Origin of the sequence: Enterobacter cancerogenus (assembly GCF_019047785.1) — a bacterium.
Taxonomy (GTDB): domain Bacteria; phylum Pseudomonadota; class Gammaproteobacteria; order Enterobacterales; family Enterobacteriaceae; genus Enterobacter; species Enterobacter cancerogenus.
The window spans coordinates 2258589-2277818 of record NZ_CP077290.1; the positions used below are offsets into that span (position 1 = coordinate 2258589).

11 protein-coding genes, 2 tRNA genes and 3 rRNA genes are annotated in these 19230 nt (G+C 52.4%); 10 read left to right on the top strand and 6 right to left on the bottom strand.

The annotated features are described in order from the left end of the window. The first annotated feature begins 96 nt into the window (after positions 1-96). Positions 97-1338 carry an L-methionine/branched-chain amino acid transporter gene (gene yjeH / locus I6L58_RS10610; RefSeq protein ID WP_088208693.1) on the top strand — a complete coding sequence of 414 codons (1242 nt, stop codon included), beginning with the start codon at positions 97-99 and terminating at the stop codon, positions 1336-1338. Between the two features lie 32 nt (positions 1339-1370). Here the strand turns inward: yjeH and I6L58_RS10615 are convergent, their stop codons facing one another. Next, complete coding sequence (locus tag I6L58_RS10615; protein WP_042322475.1) at positions 1371-1835, bottom strand: FxsA family protein; 465 nt, start codon at positions 1833-1835, stop codon at positions 1371-1373. 335 nt (positions 1836-2170) lie between these two features. Here I6L58_RS10615 and aspA point away from each other — a divergent pair, with 335 nt between their 5' ends. From aspA to I6L58_RS10650, 7 genes are all read left to right on the top strand, one after another. Next, positions 2171-3607 carry an aspartate ammonia-lyase gene (aspA, locus tag I6L58_RS10620; RefSeq protein ID WP_006178931.1) on the top strand — a complete coding sequence of 479 codons (1437 nt, stop codon included), beginning with the start codon at positions 2171-2173 and terminating at the stop codon, positions 3605-3607. Positions 3608-3724: 117 nt separating this feature from the next. Further along, a complete protein-coding gene (locus tag I6L58_RS10625; RefSeq protein WP_088208692.1) occupies positions 3725-5026 on the top strand; it encodes an anaerobic C4-dicarboxylate transporter in 1302 nt (433 codons plus the stop codon). Positions 5027-5139: 113 nt separating this feature from the next. Further along, positions 5140-5463 (top strand): divalent cation tolerance protein CutA, encoded by a 324-nt coding sequence (cutA, locus tag I6L58_RS10630; protein WP_006178929.1) that lies wholly within the window; start codon positions 5140-5142, stop codon positions 5461-5463. Beyond that, positions 5439-7136: a protein-disulfide reductase DsbD gene (locus I6L58_RS10635; RefSeq protein WP_088208691.1), complete on the top strand. Its 1698-nt coding sequence runs from the start codon at positions 5439-5441 to the stop codon at positions 7134-7136. Before cutA ends, I6L58_RS10635 begins: the two co-directional genes overlap by 25 nt. 48 nt (positions 7137-7184) lie before the next feature. Continuing rightward, a complete protein-coding gene (locus I6L58_RS10640) occupies positions 7185-7760 on the top strand; it encodes a transcriptional regulator (RefSeq protein WP_088208690.1) in 576 nt (191 codons plus the stop codon). Positions 7761-7887: 127 nt separating this feature from the next. Then, positions 7888-7963 (top strand) — tRNA-Phe (locus I6L58_RS10645). A gap of 280 nt (positions 7964-8243) precedes the next feature. After that, a complete protein-coding gene (locus I6L58_RS10650) occupies positions 8244-9395 on the top strand; it encodes a hypothetical protein (protein WP_176399435.1) in 1152 nt (383 codons plus the stop codon). A 211-nt stretch (positions 9396-9606) separates the two neighbouring features. Here the strand turns inward: I6L58_RS10650 and rrf are convergent. From rrf to I6L58_RS10670, 4 genes are all read right to left on the bottom strand, one after another. Next, positions 9607-9722: ribosomal RNA gene (gene rrf, locus I6L58_RS10655) — 5S ribosomal RNA — on the bottom strand. Positions 9723-9794: 72 nt separating this feature from the next. Further along, positions 9795-12699: ribosomal RNA gene (locus I6L58_RS10660) — 23S ribosomal RNA — on the bottom strand. A gap of 192 nt (positions 12700-12891) precedes the next feature. Beyond that, positions 12892-12967: transfer RNA gene (locus I6L58_RS10665), tRNA-Glu, on the bottom strand. A gap of 85 nt (positions 12968-13052) precedes the next feature. Next, positions 13053-14592, bottom strand: a 16S ribosomal RNA gene (locus I6L58_RS10670). The 16S, 23S and 5S rRNA genes sit together here with 1 tRNA gene alongside, the layout of an rRNA operon. Positions 14593-15083: 491 nt before the next feature. On the opposite strand from I6L58_RS10670, the gene I6L58_RS10675 reads away from it, so the two are divergent. After that, complete coding sequence (locus I6L58_RS10675) at positions 15084-16034, top strand: nickel/cobalt transporter (RefSeq protein WP_088209344.1); 951 nt, start codon at positions 15084-15086, stop codon at positions 16032-16034. A 28-nt stretch (positions 16035-16062) separates the two neighbouring features. On the opposite strand, the gene proP is transcribed toward I6L58_RS10675, so the two are convergent. Further along, positions 16063-17565 carry a glycine betaine/L-proline transporter ProP gene (proP, locus tag I6L58_RS10680; RefSeq protein WP_088209343.1) on the bottom strand — a complete coding sequence of 501 codons (1503 nt, stop codon included), beginning with the start codon at positions 17563-17565 and terminating at the stop codon, positions 16063-16065. Between the two features lie 635 nt (positions 17566-18200). Here proP and kdgT point away from each other — a divergent pair. Next, a complete protein-coding gene (kdgT, locus tag I6L58_RS10685; RefSeq protein ID WP_058610482.1) occupies positions 18201-19193 on the top strand; it encodes a 2-keto-3-deoxygluconate transporter in 993 nt (330 codons plus the stop codon). The last annotated feature ends 37 nt before the right edge of the window (positions 19194-19230 follow it).

The following is a 19230-nucleotide window of genomic DNA, read 5'->3' on the forward strand; positions in this document are numbered from 1 at the left end:
ATGGGGATAGCTTTTTACCCCTTCAAGGGGGAATCGAAAAAAAATTTGCGAAAGTGTTACCATCGCCTCTCTTTTGATGGCGGCAGGACGATGTAAATGAGTGGACTGAAACAGGAGCTGGGGCTGGCGCAGGGCATAGGGTTGCTCTCCACCTCTTTACTTGGCACGGGCGTTTTTGCGGTCCCCGCGCTGGCGGCGCTGGTCGCGGGAAATAACAGCCTGTGGGCCTGGCCGGTGCTGATTGTGCTGGTTTTCCCGGTGGCGATTGTTTTTGCGATCCTCGGGCGGCACTTCCCCAGCGCAGGCGGGGTGGCGCACTTTGTCGGGATGGCATTCGGTCCACGTCTGGAGCGCGTGACGGGCTGGCTGTTTCTTTCGGTGATCCCGGTCGGCCTGCCTGCCGCGCTGCATATTGCGGCTGGCTTTGGGCAGGCGCTTTTTGGCTGGCATCACGAGCAGCTCCTGCTGGCCGAGCTGGGTACGCTGGCGATTGTCTGGTGGGTTGGGTCACGCGGGGCGAGTTCCAGCGCTAACCTGCAAACGCTGGTCGCGGTGCTGATCGTCGCACTCATTGCCGCTATCTGGTGGGCGGGCGATATCAACGTCGCGGACATTCCGTTCCCGGCGATGAAGGATGTCGATCATTCCCAGCTGTTCGCCGCGCTTTCCGTGATGTTCTGGTGTTTTGTCGGGCTGGAGGCCTTTGCTCATCTGGCGTCAGAATTTAAACAGCCCGAACGCGACTTCCCGCGCGCGCTGATGATCGGCCTGCTGCTGGCGGGCACGGTGTATTGGGCCTGCACCGTTCTTGTGCTGCATTTTAATGCGTTTGGCGCAGATAAAGCTGCCGCTGCGTCGCTGCCGGGGATCGTGGTGCAGCTGTTTGGTGTGAAAGCGCTGTGGGTCGCGTGTGTGATTGGCTATCTGGCCTGCTTTGCCAGCCTTAACATCTACATCCAGAGCTTTGCGCGCCTGGTATGGTCGCAGGCGTTGTACAAACCCGAAAGCCGCCTTGCGCGCTTGTCCAAACGTCAGCTGCCGTTGAATGCGCTTAATGCCGTGCTGGGCTGCTGTGTGGTGAGCACGCTGTGCATTTACGGCCTGGACATCAATCTTGATGCGTTAATCGTCTACGCCAACGGCATCTTCATCATGATTTATCTGCTGTGCATGCTGGCAGGCTGCCGTTTGCTGAAGGGGCGTTATAAAGCGTTAGCGATCGTCGGAGGTGTGCTGTGTCTGCTGCTGCTGGCGATGGTGGGCTGGAAAAGCCTGTACGCCATTGTCATGCTGGCGGGACTGTGGGCGTTTTTGCCGACGCGCGGTGCGCTCCGCTAGTTGCAAGTTAGCGAAGCGCCACACAAGAAAATTTATCGGTCGTCTTTATGGTCTAAACGGTCGCGCTGGTCGTCCTTACGCTGATACTCCCCGTCGAACGTGTCGCCAGGGCCGGTGCTGAAACCACCGCCTGGCACGCGATTGAATCGCAGATGCGGCAGCAGTTTCATGGTCAGGTGCTTTTGAACCGGCGGTAACAGCAGCAACAGGCCGAGGAAATCGGTAAAGAACCCCGGCAGGATCAGCAGCAGGCCCGCAATAATCAGCGACACACTTTTGATCATCTCGGCGGCTGGGCTTTCGCCTGCGGCCATCTTCTGCTGCATTAACAGGAAGTTCTTGAAGCCCTGGTTGCGCACCAGCGACATGCCGATAACGGAGGTGAAGATCACCAGAATCAGCGTCAGCAGGACGCCCAACACATGAGCAACCTGAATGAAAATCGAAATCTCGATGTAAACGTAGAGAAAGAAAGCAATAAACGGTATCCAGCGCACTGGCATCTCCTGTATGGCAGGTGCCGTAAGGCCCCTGTCTGAATGTGTTCGCGAAGCGCGTCTATAAGAGATGGTGACGGTTAGCCAAAATTCAATCGGTTTGCACGGATATTTTTTCTGGAAATATTAAAGCGGTGACTCATTTCACAGATTAATAATTATCATGTGATCGAGACGATAATAAGTGATCCAGCTTACGGCAATTCGCTATCATCAGCATATGATCTCGAACATCTGGCTGATTGAGGGAATAATCGTCGGTCAGAAAATATTCAAAACCACATATATACTGTGTGTTTAGTACAATCCATCGGCAGCTTGAAAAGAAGGTTCACATGTTAAACAACATTCGTATCGAAGAAGACTTGTTGGGTACCAGGGAAGTTCCAGCGGATGCCTACTATGGTGTTCACACTCTGAGAGCGATTGAAAACTTCTACATCAGCAACAGCAAAATCAGCGACATCCCTGAATTTGTGCGTGGCATGGTGATGGTGAAAAAGGCCGCAGCACTGGCGAATAAAGAGCTGCAAACCATTCCGAAAAGCGCCGCAAATGCGATTATCGCCGCCTGCGATGAAGTGCTGAACAACGGCAAATGCATGGACCAGTTCCCGGTTGACGTCTATCAGGGCGGCGCGGGTACCTCCGTCAACATGAATACCAACGAGGTGCTGGCAAACATCGGCCTGGAGCTGATGGGTCACCAGAAAGGTGAATACCAGTACCTGAACCCGAACGACCACGTTAACAAATGCCAGTCCACCAACGACGCCTACCCGACCGGCTTCCGCATTGCGGTATATGCCTCCGTGGTGAAACTGGTCGACGCGATTAACCAGCTCGGCGAAGGCTTCCAGCGCAAAGCGGTTGAGTTCCAGGATATCCTGAAGATGGGCCGTACCCAGCTGCAGGACGCGGTGCCAATGACCCTCGGTCAGGAATTCCACGCGTTTAACGTGCTGCTGAATGAAGAAACCAAAAACCTGCTGCGCACTTCTGAGCTGCTGCTGGAAGTTAACCTCGGCGCGACCGCCATCGGTACGCGTCTGAACACGCCGGACGGCTATCAGCAGTTGGCGGTACAGAAGCTGGCCGAAGTTTCTAACCTGCCGGTTGTGCCTGCAGAAGACCTGATTGAAGCCACCTCCGACTGCGGCGCTTACGTGATGGTTCACAGTGCCCTGAAACGTCTGGCGGTGAAGCTCTCCAAAATCTGTAACGACCTGCGCCTGCTCTCTTCTGGCCCGCGCGCCGGCCTGAACGAAATCAACCTGCCAGAGCTGCAGGCGGGTTCCTCTATTATGCCAGCCAAAGTCAACCCGGTGGTGCCAGAAGTGGTTAACCAGGTTTGCTTTAAAGTTATCGGGAACGACACTACCGTTACCATGGCTTCTGAAGCCGGTCAGCTGCAGCTCAACGTGATGGAGCCGGTAATCGGTCAGGCGATGTTTGAATCCATTCACATCCTGACTAACGCCTGCTACAACCTGCTGGAAAAATGCATTAACGGCATCACCGCAAATAAAGAAGTGTGTGAAGGCTACGTTTACAACTCCATCGGCATCGTCACCTACCTGAACCCGTTCATCGGTCACCACAACGGGGATATCGTCGGCAAAATTTGTGCCGAGACCGGTAAGAGCGTACGTGAAGTGGTGCTGGAGAGAGGTCTGTTGACCGAAGCCGAGCTGGACGATATCTTCTCAGCTCAAAACCTGATGCATCCGGCCTATAAAGCGAAACGTTATACCGATGAAAGCGAACAGTAACAGTTCAGGCTAAGCTACCGAAAGGCACGTCACTTGTGACGTGCCTTTTTTCTTTTTAAGCATTACCAATTACACAACAATTTAATATCAACTTGTTAATAAACAAGGAAGGCATATATGTTTGGAGCAGAACTCGTCATCGTCCTGTTGGCGATTTATCTGGGAGCAAGACTCGGGGGCATTGGCATTGGGTTTGCCGGTGGTCTCGGGGTGCTCGTTCTCACCCTGATCTTCCAGATCAAACCCGGCGCAATCCCGTTTGACGTCATCGAAATCATCATGGCGGTTATCGCCGCTATCGCCGCCATGCAGGTGGCTGGCGGGATGGACTACCTGGTCAGCCTGGCGGAGCGTATGCTGCGCCGCCATCCCAAATACATCACCTTCCTTGCGCCTCTGGTGACCTGGTTTATGACCATTCTCGCCGGTACCGGGCACACCGCCTTCTCCACGCTGCCGGTGATCACCGAAGTGGCGAAAGAGCAGGGTATCCGCCCTTCTCGCCCGCTCTCTATCGCGGTTGTGGCGTCTCAGATTGCCATCACCGCATCGCCCATTTCCGCCGCCGTGGTCTTCTTCGCCGGTATTCTGGAGCCGATGGGCGTGAGCTACCTGACGCTGCTGGCCATCTGTATTCCGGTCACGCTGATTGCCGTGATGATTACCGCCGTGCTGTGTAACTTCCTGGGCGCCGAGCTGAAAGATGACCCGGTTTATCAGGAACGTCTGGCGAAAGGTGAAGTGAAACTGCGCGGCAGCCAGGTCTTCGAGCTGAAGCCGCACGCAAAACGCTCCGTACTGCTGTTCCTGATTGGTATCGTTGCCGTGATGTTCTACGCCACCGCCATCAGCGACACCGTGGGCTTGATCCAGAACCCGGTTCTGCCGCGTAACGAAGCGATTGTGGTGTTTATGCTGACTATCGCCACGCTGATTAGCATTACCTGTAAAATCGACACCAGCGAAGTGCTGAACGCCAGCACCTTTAAATCCGGCATGAGCGCCTGCGTTTGCGTGCTTGGCGTGGCATGGCTTGGCGATACCTTCGTGAAAGCCCACATCAGCGATATCCAAACCATTGCAGGCGACCTGCTGCATAACTATCCGTGGCTGCTGGCCGTGGTGCTGTTCTTCGCGGCGACCCTCCTTTACTCTCAGGCGGCGACCACCAAAGCGTTGATGCCAGCGGCCCTGATGCTGGGCGTAACGCCACTGACCGCGATCGCCTCTTTCGCCGCGGTATCTGCGCTGTTCGTGCTGCCAACGTATCCAACCCTGCTGGCGGCGGTTGAGATGGATGACACCGGTTCGACCCGTATCGGGAAGTACGTGTTTAACCACGCGTTCCTGATCCCGGGCGTCGTCGCGATTTCCCTGTGCGTTATCCTCGGCTTTATCATCGGCGGTATCGTTCTGTAAACCGTTAGCCGTTGTAAAAATAGTTAAAATCGGGCCGCTCTGCGGCCCGTTTCATTAATGACCACCCGCCGTGCGTGATATAGTGAGGCCTTTCGTGATGAGGAGGTCGACTTGTGAACACGCCTGATGCTGTTGTCGTACTTTGTACCGCCCCAGATGAAGCCTCTGCCCAGGATCTCGCCGCTAAAGTGCTGGCCGAGAAACTGGCCGCCTGTGTGACTCTTCTTCCCGGTGCCACGTCCCTCTACTACTGGGAAGGCAAACTGGAACAAGAATACGAAGTCCAGATGCTGCTTAAAACCAACCTGGCGAACCAGCAGGCGCTCCTTGATTGCCTTAAGTCTCATCATCCTTACCAAACTCCAGAACTGCTGGCGCTGCCAGTCGTCCACGGCGATAACGATTATCTCTCATGGCTCAACGCTTCTTTACGCTGATCCTGCTGCTGTGCAGCACATCAGCCTTTGCCGGGTTGTTTGACGCACCCGGCCGTTCAAACTTTATTCCTGCTGACCAGGCGTTTGTTTTTGATTTTCAGCAGAACCAGCACGACCTCAACCTCACCTGGCAGGTGAAAGAGGGCTATTACCTCTACCGCAAGCAGGTCAGCATCACGCCCGCTCAGGCAAGCGTAGGCGCATTACAGATGCCCGCCGGCGAGTGGCACGAGGATGAGTTTTATGGCAAAAGCGAAATCTATCGCCAGCGGCTGGACGTGCCCGTTACGGTAAATCAGGCCGACAAAGGTGCCACGCTGACGATCACTTACCAGGGCTGCGCCGACGCGGGGTTCTGCTACCCCCCTGAGACGAAGGTGGTTCCCCTAAGTGAAGTAAGCGCTGCCGCCACCATTTCACCTCCACCTTCCAACGTGAAGGATGAGGGGGAGAGCGCTTCAGACCTTCCTTTCTCCGCGCTCTGGGCCTTACTGATTGGTATTGGCATCGCCTTTACCCCGTGCGTGCTGCCGATGTATCCGCTGATTTCAGGCATTGTGCTGGGCGGTAAGCAACGTCTGTCCACCGCCCGTGCGCTGCTACTGGCCTTTATTTACGTACAGGGCATGGCGCTGACCTATACGGCGCTTGGCCTTGTTGTGGCCGCAGCCGGGCTACAGTTCCAGGCAGCACTTCAGCATCCGTATGTGCTCATCGGCCTGTCGGGCGTGTTTATTCTGCTGGCACTGTCGATGTTCGGCCTGTTTACCCTGCAACTGCCCTCTTCCCTGCAGACACGCTTAACGCTGATGAGTAATCGTCAGCAGGGCGGCTCAGCAGGCGGTGTGTTCGCGATGGGGGCCATCGCCGGACTGATTTGCTCTCCGTGCACAACCGCGCCACTTAGCGCGATCCTGCTGTACATCGCCCAGAGCGGTAATATGTGGCTGGGCGGCGGTACGCTTTATCTTTACGCACTGGGTATGGGCCTGCCGCTGATCCTGGTTACGGTGTTTGGCAACCGCCTGCTGCCTAAAAATGGCCCGTGGATGGAGACGGTTAAAACGGCATTTGGCTTTGTGATCCTGGCCCTGCCGGTTTTCCTGCTGGAACGCATCATCGGTGACGTTTGGGGCACACGTCTGTGGGCGATGCTCGGCGTGGCGTTCTTCGCCTGGGCATTTATCGTCAGCCTCGGGGCAAAAAAACCGTGGATGCGTCTGGTACAAGTTCTTCTCCTTGCCGCCGCACTGATAAGCGTTCGTCCGCTGCAGGACTGGGCGTTTGGTGCGCCAGCGGGTCAATCGCAGGCGCATCTCAGCTTCACGCAGATTAAAAACGTGGATGAACTTAACCGCGCGCTGGTTCAGGCAAAGGGGAAACCCGTAATGCTGGACCTCTATGCCGACTGGTGCGTGGCCTGCAAAGAGTTTGAAAAATACACCTTTAGCGATCAGCAGGTGCAACGTGCGCTGAAAGAGACGGTTCTGCTACAGGCGAACGTCACGGCAAACAGCCCGCAGGATAAGGCCCTGCTTAAGCAACTTAACGTGCTCGGTCTGCCTACGATCCTGTTTTTCAATGAACAGGGCGAAGAACAACCGGCACTGCGTGTCACCGGGTTTATGGATGCTGCAGCGTTCAGTGCGCATTTGCACGATCGCCAACCGTAAACAACACTTTAAACGGGACAAACCGTGGGAACAGCGGAGGAGAAAACCGTGCAACGCGAAGACGTACTGGGACAAGCCCTGCAATTACTTGAGATTCAAGGGATCGCCAGCACCACGCTTGAGATGGTCGCCGACCGTATCGATTACCCTCTGGATGAATTAACACGCTTCTGGCCTGATAAAGAAGCGCTGCTTTACGATGCCCTGCGCTATCTTAGCCAACAGGTTGATGCCTGGCGCAGGCAGTTGATGTTAAATGAAGAGCTGACGACAGAACAGAAACTGCTGGCGCGTTATACCGCCCTGTCCGAATGCGTAAGCAACAACCGCTATCCGGGCTGTCTGTTTATCGCCGCCTGTACGTTCTACCCGGACCCAGGCCATCCGATTCACCAGCTGGCGGATCAGCAAAAGCGTGCGGCGCATGACTTCACCCATGAGCTGCTGACTACGCTTGAAGTGGACGATCCGGCGATGGTGGCTAAACAGATGGAGCTGGTGCTGGAGGGCTGCCTGAGCCGTATGCTGGTAAACCGTAGTCATGCCGACGTGGAAACAGCACATCGACTGGCAGAAGATATTCTGCGCTTCGCCCAGTGCCGTATGGGTGGGGCATTGACCTAAGCTTAAGCGGTAAATTTGTCGTTTTCGCTGCGTAAACCGTCATATTGACGCAAAGTTAAGCAGTTGAACGGCTTTTCCCGAAATAATGTTGACGGTCAGGCGTGATTGCGGTTTAATGCGCTCCGTTGCCCGGATAGCTCAGTCGGTAGAGCAGGGGATTGAAAATCCCCGTGTCCTTGGTTCGATTCCGAGTCCGGGCACCACTATTTAAAGAACCCAGCCTATGGCTGGGTTTTTGCTTTCTGGAAATACAGTTCCCTCCCCTGGCATTCAGTCTACCAGGCATTACCTGCTTTGGTCCCCATAGCTCTGCTAACACTTCATTAAATACGAAACATACCTTCCTTTTACGGAAGAAAGACTTCCTTTTTTTTGTTCCAACCCATCAAAGCCTACCAAATAGCGCAAACAATAATTGGCATAGGAATTGCATAAAATATTTAATTAATGTATTCGAAAACGAAGACTTAAAAAAATATGAGCATGAAAACCCTAAAAATCTATATTGAACCAGCGTCCCTTCCTTTGACGCAGCAATTGAACAATTATGTTCAGTCCATTGATGACGAAAACGTCTTCAGTATCCTTATCCTTGGGAGATTAAAGTTAAATAACGCTGCGCTAGTAAATGGCAGAACTGTATTTTCTTACAATGTTAATGAATATTTATCACAAAAACTCGATAGCGTTGCTAAATTCATCGCCAATAAAAAGGACTATACAATTGAAATTCATACAAACATTATCCATGAAACAGTTATATTAGTACCATTATTACAAAGAGTTTTGCCGAAGATACCGTTAAAGCAACTTAAACTTCATCTGTATGATGATGGCACCGGCACCATTATTCAACGCGTTATGATAGGTCGATTTGATGGTAAACTATTGAGAAAAATGATGCGTGAAAGGTCGGAAGTGTTCCAGCACCTTTTAATGATGAATAAACCGTTGGGCTCATGGGAATGGAATATTGCCGATAATTATATTTGGCATTATTTTATTGATACAAAGTACTATTTACTCGAACCTTTTTATAACAAAACGGTAAAAAACCACTTCTTTGATGAACTGCAACCTTCCATAATTCCTTTATCCTATAAAGAGGGTGATATCTCGTTGCTATCAAATAGTGGAATATGGGACCGATTGTTAAATATTCCTGAAGACCTTCGTGTACGATTATCAGCAATAGCAAAATATAGAGATGCCACGCTCTTTCTAACAACTTTCTACCCTGATATTCGAAAGAGAACTGCGCATCATCAGGCAATGTTAAGAAAAATCACTGAGCTTAAATCTTCAGGGATGCTGCCTAATGAGACGTCCATAATTTACAAAGGCCATCCAGCCAATCATGAATTAAATCATGAACTATGCACAGCCCTGGGTAATAATATTACAGTGCTTCCGGATAATATTCCGTTAGAGTATCTTCATACTCAGAGGTTATTACCTAAAAACATTGCGGGATGTTTTGGAACCTCTTTTTTCAGTATGAAGGATAAAAACGTTAAGTTCGTGATTATGAATGGCGATAAGCATTGTGATGAAAACATCATGAATATTGAGATCATTCAAATGCATAGCAGCTTTGACACAGACAAGATCATCTATCTTGAAGAGTCTTCCTGAAGCCTTATTAGCTGCAAGAAAAGTTCTTAATATTTTTGATTTTCCGTCTTTTAAACGTTGAAACACTCATACTTTCAGTCGGTAGCTTTTCTTTTCTAATAAGCTACCGGACTGATCCTGGAACGTTTTTATCAGCTGTTATAGCTTCGCCTCATCCCAACCAAAAGCAAAAAACCCCGCACCTTACGGTACGGGGTTCTTCTTGTTTGATGCCTGGCAGTTCCCTACTCTCACATGGGGAGACCCCACACTACCATCGGCGCTACGGCGTTTCACTTCTGAGTTCGGCATGGGGTCAGGTGGGACCACCGCGCTAAAGCCGCCAGGCAAATTCTGTTAATCTGTATCAAAGCTGAAATTTGATTGTCTGTCTCTTCGCCGAAACAGCTTCGGCGTTGTAAGGTTAAGCCTCACGGTTCATTAGTATCGGTTAGCTCAACGCATCGCTGCGCTTACACACCCGACCTATCAACGTCGTCGTCTTCAACGTTCCTTCAGGAGACTTAAAGTCTCAGGGAGAACTCATCTCGGGGCAAGTTTCGTGCTTAGATGCTTTCAGCACTTATCTCTTCCGCATTTAGCTACCGGGCAGTGCCATTGGCATGACAACCCGAACACCAGTGATGCGTCCACTCCGGTCCTCTCGTACTAGGAGCAGCCCCCCTCAATTCTCCAGCGCCCACGGCAGATAGGGACCGAACTGTCTCACGACGTTCTAAACCCAGCTCGCGTACCACTTTAAATGGCGAACAGCCATACCCTTGGGACCTACTTCAGCCCCAGGATGTGATGAGCCGACATCGAGGTGCCAAACACCGCCGTCGATATGAACTCTTGGGCGGTATCAGCCTGTTATCCCCGGAGTACCTTTTATCCGTTGAGCGATGGCCCTTCCATTCAGAACCACCGGATCACTATGACCTGCTTTCGCACCTGCTCGAGCCGTCACTCTCGCAGTCAAGCTAGCTTATGCCATTGCACTAACCTCCTGATGTCCGACCAGGATTAGCTAACCTTCGTGCTCCTCCGTTACTCTTTGGGAGGAGACCGCCCCAGTCAAACTACCCACCAGACACTGTCCGCAACCCGGATTACGGGTCAACGTTAGAACACCAGCCATTAAAGGGTGGTATTTCAAGGACGGCTCCACGCAGACTGGCGTCCACGCTTCAAAGCCTCCCACCTATCCTACACATCAAGGACCAGTGTTCAGTGTCAAGCTATAGTAAAGGTTCACGGGGTCTTTCCGTCTTGCCGCGGGTACACTGCATCTTCACAGCGAGTTCAATTTCACTGAGTCTCGGGTGGAGACAGCCTGGCCATCATTACGCCATTCGTGCAGGTCGGAACTTACCCGACAAGGAATTTCGCTACCTTAGGACCGTTATAGTTACGGCCGCCGTTTACCGGGGCTTCGATCAAGAGCTTCGCGTTGCCGCTAACCCCATCAATTAACCTTCCGGCACCGGGCAGGCGTCACACCGTATACGTCCACTTTCGTGTTTGCACAGTGCTGTGTTTTTAATAAACAGTTGCAGCCAGCTGGTATCTTCGACTGATTTCAGCTCCACCCGCAGGGGCTTCACCTACATATCAGCGTGCCTTCTCCCGAAGTTACGGCACCATTTTGCCTAGTTCCTTCACCCGAGTTCTCTCAAGCGCCTTGGTATTCTCTACCTGACCACCTGTGTCGGTTTGGGGTACGATTTCGTGTTACCTGATGCTTAGAGGCTTTTCCTGGAAGCAGGGCATTTGTTACTTCAGCACCGTAGTGCCTCGTCATCACACCTCAGCGTTAAAAGGTACCGGATTTACCTGGAACCTCCGCCTACATGCTTAAACCGGGACAACCGTCGCCCGGCTAACATAGCCTTCTCCGTCCCCCCTTCGCAGTAACACCAAGTACAGGAATATTAACCTGTTTCCCATCGACTACGCCTTTCGGCCTCGCCTTAGGGGTCGACTCACCCTGCCCCGATTAACGTTGGACAGGAACCCTTGGTCTTCCGGCGAGCGGGCTTTTCACCCGCTTTATCGTTACTTATGTCAGCATTCGCACTTCTGATACCTCCAGCATGCCTCACGGCACACCTTCAACGGCTTACAGAACGCTCCCCTACCCAACAACGCATAAGCGTCGCTGCCGCAGCTTCGGTGCATGGTTTAGCCCCGTTACATCTTCCGCGCAGGCCGACTCGACCAGTGAGCTATTACGCTTTCTTTAAATGATGGCTGCTTCTAAGCCAACATCCTGGCTGTCTGTGCCTTCCCACATCGTTTCCCACTTAACCATGACTTTGGGACCTTAGCTGGCGGTCTGGGTTGTTTCCCTCTTCACGACGGACGTTAGCACCCGCCGTGTGTCTCCCGTGATAACATTCTTCGGTATTCGTAGTTTGCATCGGGTTGGTAAGCCGGGATGGCCCCCTAGCCGAAACAGTGCTCTACCCCCGAAGATGAATTCACGAGGCGCTACCTAAATAGCTTTCGGGGAGAACCAGCTATCTCCCGGTTTGATTGGCCTTTCACCCCCAGCCACAGGTCATCCGCTAATTTTTCAACATTAGTCGGTTCGGTCCTCCAGTTAGTGTTACCCAACCTTCAACCTGCCCATGGCTAGATCACCGGGTTTCGGGTCTATACCCTGCAACTTAACGCCCAGTTAAGACTCGGTTTCCCTTCGGCTCCCCTATACGGTTAACCTTGCTACAGAATATAAGTCGCTGACCCATTATACAAAAGGTACGCAGTCACCCCATAAAGAGGCTCCCACTGCTTGTACGTACACGGTTTCAGGTTCTTTTTCACTCCCCTCGCCGGGGTTCTTTTCGCCTTTCCCTCACGGTACTGGTTCACTATCGGTCAGTCAGGAGTATTTAGCCTTGGAGGATGGTCCCCCCATATTCAGACAGGATACCACGTGTCCCGCCCTACTCTTCGAGTTCACAGCATGTGTGCTTTCGTGTACGGGACTATCACCCTGTACCGTCGGACTTTCCAGACCGTTCCACTAACACACAAGCTGATTCAGACTCCGGGCTGCTCCCCGTTCGCTCGCCGCTACTGGGGGAATCTCGGTTGATTTCTTTTCCTCGGGGTACTTAGATGTTTCAGTTCCCCCGGTTCGCCTCGTTAACCTATGTATTCAGTTAACGATAGTGCAACGAATTGCACTGGGTTTCCCCATTCGGACATCGACGGGTCAAAGGTTCATATCACCTCGCCGTCGCTTTTCGCAGATTAGCACGTCCTTCATCGCCTCTGACTGCCAGGGCATCCACCGTGTACGCTTAGTCGCTTAACCTCACAACCCGAAGATGTTTCTTTCGATTCACCATCGACTTGCGAAAATTTGAGAGACTCGAACACACATAACATGTGTGTCGTTTCAATTTTCAGCTTGATCCAGATTTTTAAAGAGCAAATATCTCAAACGTCACCCGAAGATGAGTTTTGAGATACTGAGGCAGGTGACTTTCACTCACGAACCAGCAAGTGGCGTCCCCTAGGGGATTCGAACCCCTGTTACCGCCGTGAAAGGGCGGTGTCCTGGGCCTCTAGACGAAGGGGACGTGTCAGTCTCAATCGCAAGACGCCTTGCTATTTACTTTTCATCAGACAATCTGTGTGAGCACTACAAAGGCAGGTTCTTTAAGGTAAGGAGGTGATCCAACCGCAGGTTCCCCTACGGTTACCTTGTTACGACTTCACCCCAGTCATGAATCACAAAGTGGTAAGCGCCCTCCCGAAGGTTAAGCTACCTACTTCTTTTGCAACCCACTCCCATGGTGTGACGGGCGGTGTGTACAAGGCCCGGGAACGTATTCACCGTAGCATTCTGATCTACGATTACTAGCGATTCCGACTTCATGGAGTCGAGTTGCAGACTCCAATCCGGACTACGACGCACTTTATGAGGTCCGCTTGCTCTCGCGAGGTCGCTTCTCTTTGTATGCGCCATTGTAGCACGTGTGTAGCCCTACTCGTAAGGGCCATGATGACTTGACGTCATCCCCACCTTCCTCCAGTTTATCACTGGCAGTCTCCTTTGAGTTCCCGGCCTAACCGCTGGCAACAAAGGATAAGGGTTGCGCTCGTTGCGGGACTTAACCCAACATTTCACAACACGAGCTGACGACAGCCATGCAGCACCTGTCTCAGAGTTCCCGAAGGCACCAATCCATCTCTGGAAAGTTCTCTGGATGTCAAGAGTAGGTAAGGTTCTTCGCGTTGCATCGAATTAAACCACATGCTCCACCGCTTGTGCGGGCCCCCGTCAATTCATTTGAGTTTTAACCTTGCGGCCGTACTCCCCAGGCGGTCGACTTAACGCGTTAGCTCCGGAAGCCACGCCTCAAGGGCACAACCTCCAAGTCGACATCGTTTACGGCGTGGACTACCAGGGTATCTAATCCTGTTTGCTCCCCACGCTTTCGCACCTGAGCGTCAGTCTTTGTCCAGGGGGCCGCCTTCGCCACCGGTATTCCTCCAGATCTCTACGCATTTCACCGCTACACCTGGAATTCTACCCCCCTCTACAAGACTCTAGCCTGCCAGTTTCGAATGCAGTTCCCAGGTTGAGCCCGGGGATTTCACATCCGACTTGACAGACCGCCTGCGTGCGCTTTACGCCCAGTAATTCCGATTAACGCTTGCACCCTCCGTATTACCGCGGCTGCTGGCACGGAGTTAGCCGGTGCTTCTTCTGCGGGTAACGTCAATTGCTGTGGTTATTAACCACAACACCTTCCTCCCCGCTGAAAGTACTTTACAACCCGAAGGCCTTCTTCATACACGCGGCATGGCTGCATCAGGCTTGCGCCCATTGTGCAATATTCCCCACTGCTGCCTCCCGTAGGAGTCTGGACCGTGTCTCAGTTCCAGTGTGGCTGGTCATCCTCTCAGACCAGCTAGGGATCGTCGCCTAGGTGAGCCGTTACCCCACCTACTAGCTAATCCCATCTGGGCACATCTGATGGCAAGAGGCCCGAAGGTCCCCCTCTTTGGTCTTGCGACGTTATGCGGTATTAGCTACCGTTTCCAGTAGTTATCCCCCTCCATCAGGCAGTTTCCCAGACATTACTCACCCGTCCGCCACTCGTCACCCGAGAGCAAGCTCTCTGTGCTACCGTTCGACTTGCATGTGTTAGGCCTGCCGCCAGCGTTCAATCTGAGCCATGATCAAACTCTTCAATTTAAGTTTGATGCTCGTGAATTAAACTTCGTAATGAATTACGTATGTTCACTCAGAGACTTGGTATTCATTTTTCGTCTTGCGACGTTAAGAATCCATGTCACTTTGAGTGCCCACACAGATTGTCTGATAAATTGTTAAAGAGCAGTTGCGACGCGCTTTAGCGCTCTGTCGCGAGGTGGCGTATATTACGCTTTCCTCTTTCAGAGTCAACCCTGAATCTCAGGATTTTTTCTCTTCAACCGACCGGTTGTTGTGTGAAGTGATTCACATCCGCCGTGTCGATGGAGGCGCATTATAGGGAGTTCTCGCGCCGCCGCAACCGCTAAATGACAGAAAAATGACTGACTGCTGCATTCCACAGCAAAACCCCGCCTTATACCTTTTTACACACAGACTTATCCACAATCGGGCCTGCCCGCGCTGCGCGATCCTACATTTAGCGAGACAAAATCGACTATACTGGCGAAAAATACTCCCCGGCAGGCCACCCCATGACAACACAACGTCTCAGCCGAGACTGGCGTATCCCCACAGCAGGAATAATGCTGCTGGTACTCCTCTTCGCAGGATTCACCCTGCATGCCCACTGGAATGCCTTTATCCAGTGGTGTCTGGCAACGCAGATTACCCTGCATCGCTATCTGGTGATGTACCTGCTTCAACTGAACAATCACCAGTACAGCGGTGGATTATGGCTAATAACGGGTGCTTTCCTTTATGGCGTACTCCACGCCATAGGTCCGGGCCATGGCAAATTCATTGTCACCACCTATCTCAGCACCAATAAAGAGAGCGAACTCGCCGCACGCGTTGTCCCCTTTCTTGGTAGCCTGATGCAGGGCGCAAGCGCCGTTCTCTTTGTCTTTATCCTGGCCGTGGGTTTTAACCTCGCCTCGGGCGATATCAGCACCAGCCGCTGGTATGTAGAGAAGATAAGCGCGGTGCTGATTGGCGCATTCGGCGCGTTTGTCATTTACCAGGCACTGAAAAGCCTGCGCCCGCGCAGAATGACCATTCGGGCCATCAGACCTCACCAGCACGATGAAAACTGCGGTTGCGGGCACCACGGCGTGGGCGCGGACCTGACAAAAGGTGACTGGAAAACGCGCCTGGGCGTGATTCTGGCAATCGGCGCGCGGCCATGCAGCGGCGCAATAATGATCCTGATGTTCTCGAACGCACTGGGGATTGTGACGTGGGGGATCGCCGCGGTAATGACGATGTCGCTGGGAACAGCGCTTTCTATTATGGGGTTATCGCTGGCAGTACGTTACGCCCGTGAACGTACGGTGGCCTGGTTCGGCGGCAGCTCCTCGCTGAGCTGGCTGGTTCCGGCGGTCAAAATTGCCGGCGGGGTCATTCTGATCCTATTTGCCACCGTCCTGTTCCTGACGGTGATCCCCATCAGCGCCAACGGCGACTACATCGCTGCAGGATGCTAAAAAAAACCCGCCAGCGGCGGGTTTTTTATTACTCGTTAATCCGTGGATGTTGATCCACCAGTCGGGTGCGTTTTTTCTGAAGCTCTTCAATCTCTGCATCGATGTCTTCAATCTTCTGCTCTACGTTATCGTAGTGCTCACGCAGGATATCCTTCGCTTCCGCAATATCCGAAGCGGCAGGCGTCGCCCCTTTCAGCGGACGGTTGGCCGTCTCCTTCATGGTGATACCAGTAATCAGACCAATCACCGCAATGACCATCAGATAATAAGCCGGCATCATCAGGTTCTGGGTGCTTTCCACCAGCGAGGCGGCAAGCGTTGGGGTCAGGCCCGCAATCAGAACCGAGATATTAAACGCGGCGGCCAGCGCGCTGTAGCGAATATGCGTCGGGAACATCGCCGGTAGCGTCGACGCCATAACCCCGATAAAGCAGTTAAGGATCACCGCCAGCATCAGCAGCCCGGCAAAAATCAGGCCCAGCACGTTACTGTTAATCAGAATAAACGCGGGGATCGCCAGCGCAAACAGCGCAACGCTACCCAGAATAATAAAGGGCTTACGGCCAAAGCGGTCGCTCATTAACCCCATAATCGGCTGCACGAACAGCATACCGACCATAATGGCGATAATAATCAGCACGCCGTGGTCTTCAGAGTAATGCAGGTTATGCGACAGGTAGCTCGGCATATAGGTGAGCAACATGTAATAGGTCACGTTGGTCGAAATCACCAGACCGATACAGGTCAACAGGCTACGCCAGTGCTTAGTCGCAATCTCTTTAAACGACACTTTCGGGCCGTCCTGCAGTCCTTCACGGTCGCCCTGCTCCAGCTTCTCAACGTGCTGCTGGAACGCCGGTGTCTCTTCTAATGCATGACGCAGGTAAAGGCCAATGATGCCCAGCGGCAATGCTATAAAGAACGGAATACGCCAGCCCCATTCGAGGAAGTTCGCCTCACCGACCACGGTGGAGATCAGAACGACCACGCCTGCGCCCATGACAAACCCGGCAATCGAGCCAAAGTCCAGCCAGCTTCCCATAAAGCCACGCTTACGGTCCGGGGAATATTCCGCGACGAAGATCGACGCGCCGGTATATTCACCGCCCACGGAGAAGCCTTGAGCCATTTTACAGAGCAGCAGCAGGATCGGTGCCCAAATACCAATAGAGGCGTAAGACGGAATTAGGCCGATACAGAATGTACTTATCGACATAATCACAATAGTAATAGCAAGGATTTTCTGGCGACCGTATTTGTCACCCAGCATCCCGAAGAACAGGCCGCCCAGCGGGCGAATCAGGAAGGGAACAGAGAACGTACCCAATGCTGCAATCATCTGCAGGCTGGGATCGGCACCGGGGAAGAATACTTTACCTAACGCGTAGGCCACAAAGCCGTAGACACCAAAATCAAACCACTCCATCGCATTACCGAGCGAGGCAGCGGTGATCGCTTTACGCAATTTCGCGTCATCAATAATAGTGACATCGCGAAGCGTGATGGGTTTTACCTTTTTCCTTCTAAGCATAGCTTTCCTCGTAGACTCAGCCCTGTCCGTTCCACAGTCTTTATGGCGATCTGTGAACCTGAGATCCGCTCCATGCGAATCTCCTAATTCAAGCGTAGCAGGTTTACTTACATTGACGTTTCACGTCGATACAACCGAACCTGTTGACGCCTGCATGGGCAGTTAATGACCTCTTTACCCTACCAGCGTTTATATTTGTGATCAACTTCACATATATATTTCCCCCTCGTCAGCTTTCGTCAATTCATGCCAACGGCGTCCTTTTTTTCACGCTTAGGTTTAACCCTCCTCGCTGTTTTTGCACACCGGCAACAAGAAACAAACCACATTTCTTCACATCAACTTTACATAAAGTTTAATTATCAAAAAGCGCGTCTGATGTTTACATTAAATATGTGACAAAGATAACTAAAACACTGTTTTATTTTCATTGAATCATCATTCCATTGATCGCATGATAAATCCGAACTTAGCGCTCCCGGCGCGTTCTGCTGAACGTGTTCAGAAAGACCTTAATTAATTTTATTGCATGGATAACGCATTAACCGATTCCTTAATCGATTAATCAATTGAATTTATTGCACTATTTTTTAAATTTTCCGCCAACCACGCGGGACGAGATGTGAGGGTTAAACATGAAGATTAAAGCCACGATAGAACGCATTCCCGGTGGGATGATGCTGGTTCCCCTGGTACTAGGCGCAATCTTAAATACGCTGGCACCGGATACCGGGGCATATTTTGGCGGATTCACAAAAGGGATGATAACCGGCACGGTGCCGATTCTGGCGGTATGGTTTTTTTGTATTGGTGCGTCAATAAACTTACGCGCGACGGGCACCGTATTACGCAAGTCCGGTACGCTGGTCCTCACTAAGATTGCCGTCGCCTGGATAGTGGCAATGGTCTGCGCGCTGTTTATTCCCGAAAACGGTATTCAGACCGGATTCTTTGCAGGGTTATCCGTTCTGGCCATCGTCTCCGCAATGGATATGACCAACGGTGGTTTATATGCCAGCCTGATGAACCAGTACGGCACCAAAGAAGAATCCGGGGCATTCGTATTGATGTCGCTGGAATCTGGTCCGCTGATGACAATGCTGATCCTCGGTTCTGCCGGTCTGGCGTCATTCGAACCGCATCATTTTGTCGGCGCGATCCTGCCGTTCCTGATCGGTTTTGCGTTAGGCAACCTCGACCACGATCTGCGTGATTTCTTCAGTAAAGCCACGCCGGTGCTGATCCCGTTCTTCGGTTTCGCGCTGGGTAACACTATTAACCTGAATGTGATCCTCGATACCGGCCTGCTGGGCATCGTTCTGGGTGTGGCGGTCATCGTCATCACCGGTATTCCGCTGATCATCGCCGACCGCGTGATAGGGGGAGGAAACGGCACGGCAGGGGTTGCCGCCTCTTCAGCTGCGGGTGCCGCGGTAGCAAACCCGGTGATCATCGCCCAGATTAACCCTGCGTTCGAACCGGTTGCCGCGTCCGCCACCGCCCTGGTTGCCGCCAGCGTGATTGTCACCGCGATTCTGGTACCTATCATTACCGCGCTGTACGCCAAACGCTTCGGGAATGTTGCACCAGAGCAACCGAAGCCTGAGCCAGTCGAAATGCATCATTAACAGCATCAAGCCATCCCCTCACCCTGTGGGTGAGGGG

What these genes read in the sequence shown, in the direction of transcription:
- kdgT (WP_058610482.1), top strand. Translation starts at nt 18,201, where the DNA reads ATGAAGATTAAAGCCACGATAGAACGCATTCCCGGTGGGATGATGCTG.
- proP (WP_088209343.1), bottom strand. Translation starts at nt 17,565, where the DNA reads ATGCTTAGAAGGAAAAAGGTAAAACCCATCACGCTTCGCGATGTCACT.
- I6L58_RS10625 (WP_088208692.1), top strand. Translation starts at nt 3,725, where the DNA reads ATGTTTGGAGCAGAACTCGTCATCGTCCTGTTGGCGATTTATCTGGGA.
- yjeH (WP_088208693.1), top strand. Translation starts at nt 97, where the DNA reads ATGAGTGGACTGAAACAGGAGCTGGGGCTGGCGCAGGGCATAGGGTTG.
- I6L58_RS10675 (WP_088209344.1), top strand. Translation starts at nt 15,084, where the DNA reads ATGACAACACAACGTCTCAGCCGAGACTGGCGTATCCCCACAGCAGGA.
- aspA (WP_006178931.1), top strand. Translation starts at nt 2,171, where the DNA reads ATGTTAAACAACATTCGTATCGAAGAAGACTTGTTGGGTACCAGGGAA.
- I6L58_RS10650 (WP_176399435.1), top strand. Translation starts at nt 8,244, where the DNA reads ATGAAAACCCTAAAAATCTATATTGAACCAGCGTCCCTTCCTTTGACG.
- I6L58_RS10635 (WP_088208691.1), top strand. Translation starts at nt 5,439, where the DNA reads ATGGCTCAACGCTTCTTTACGCTGATCCTGCTGCTGTGCAGCACATCA.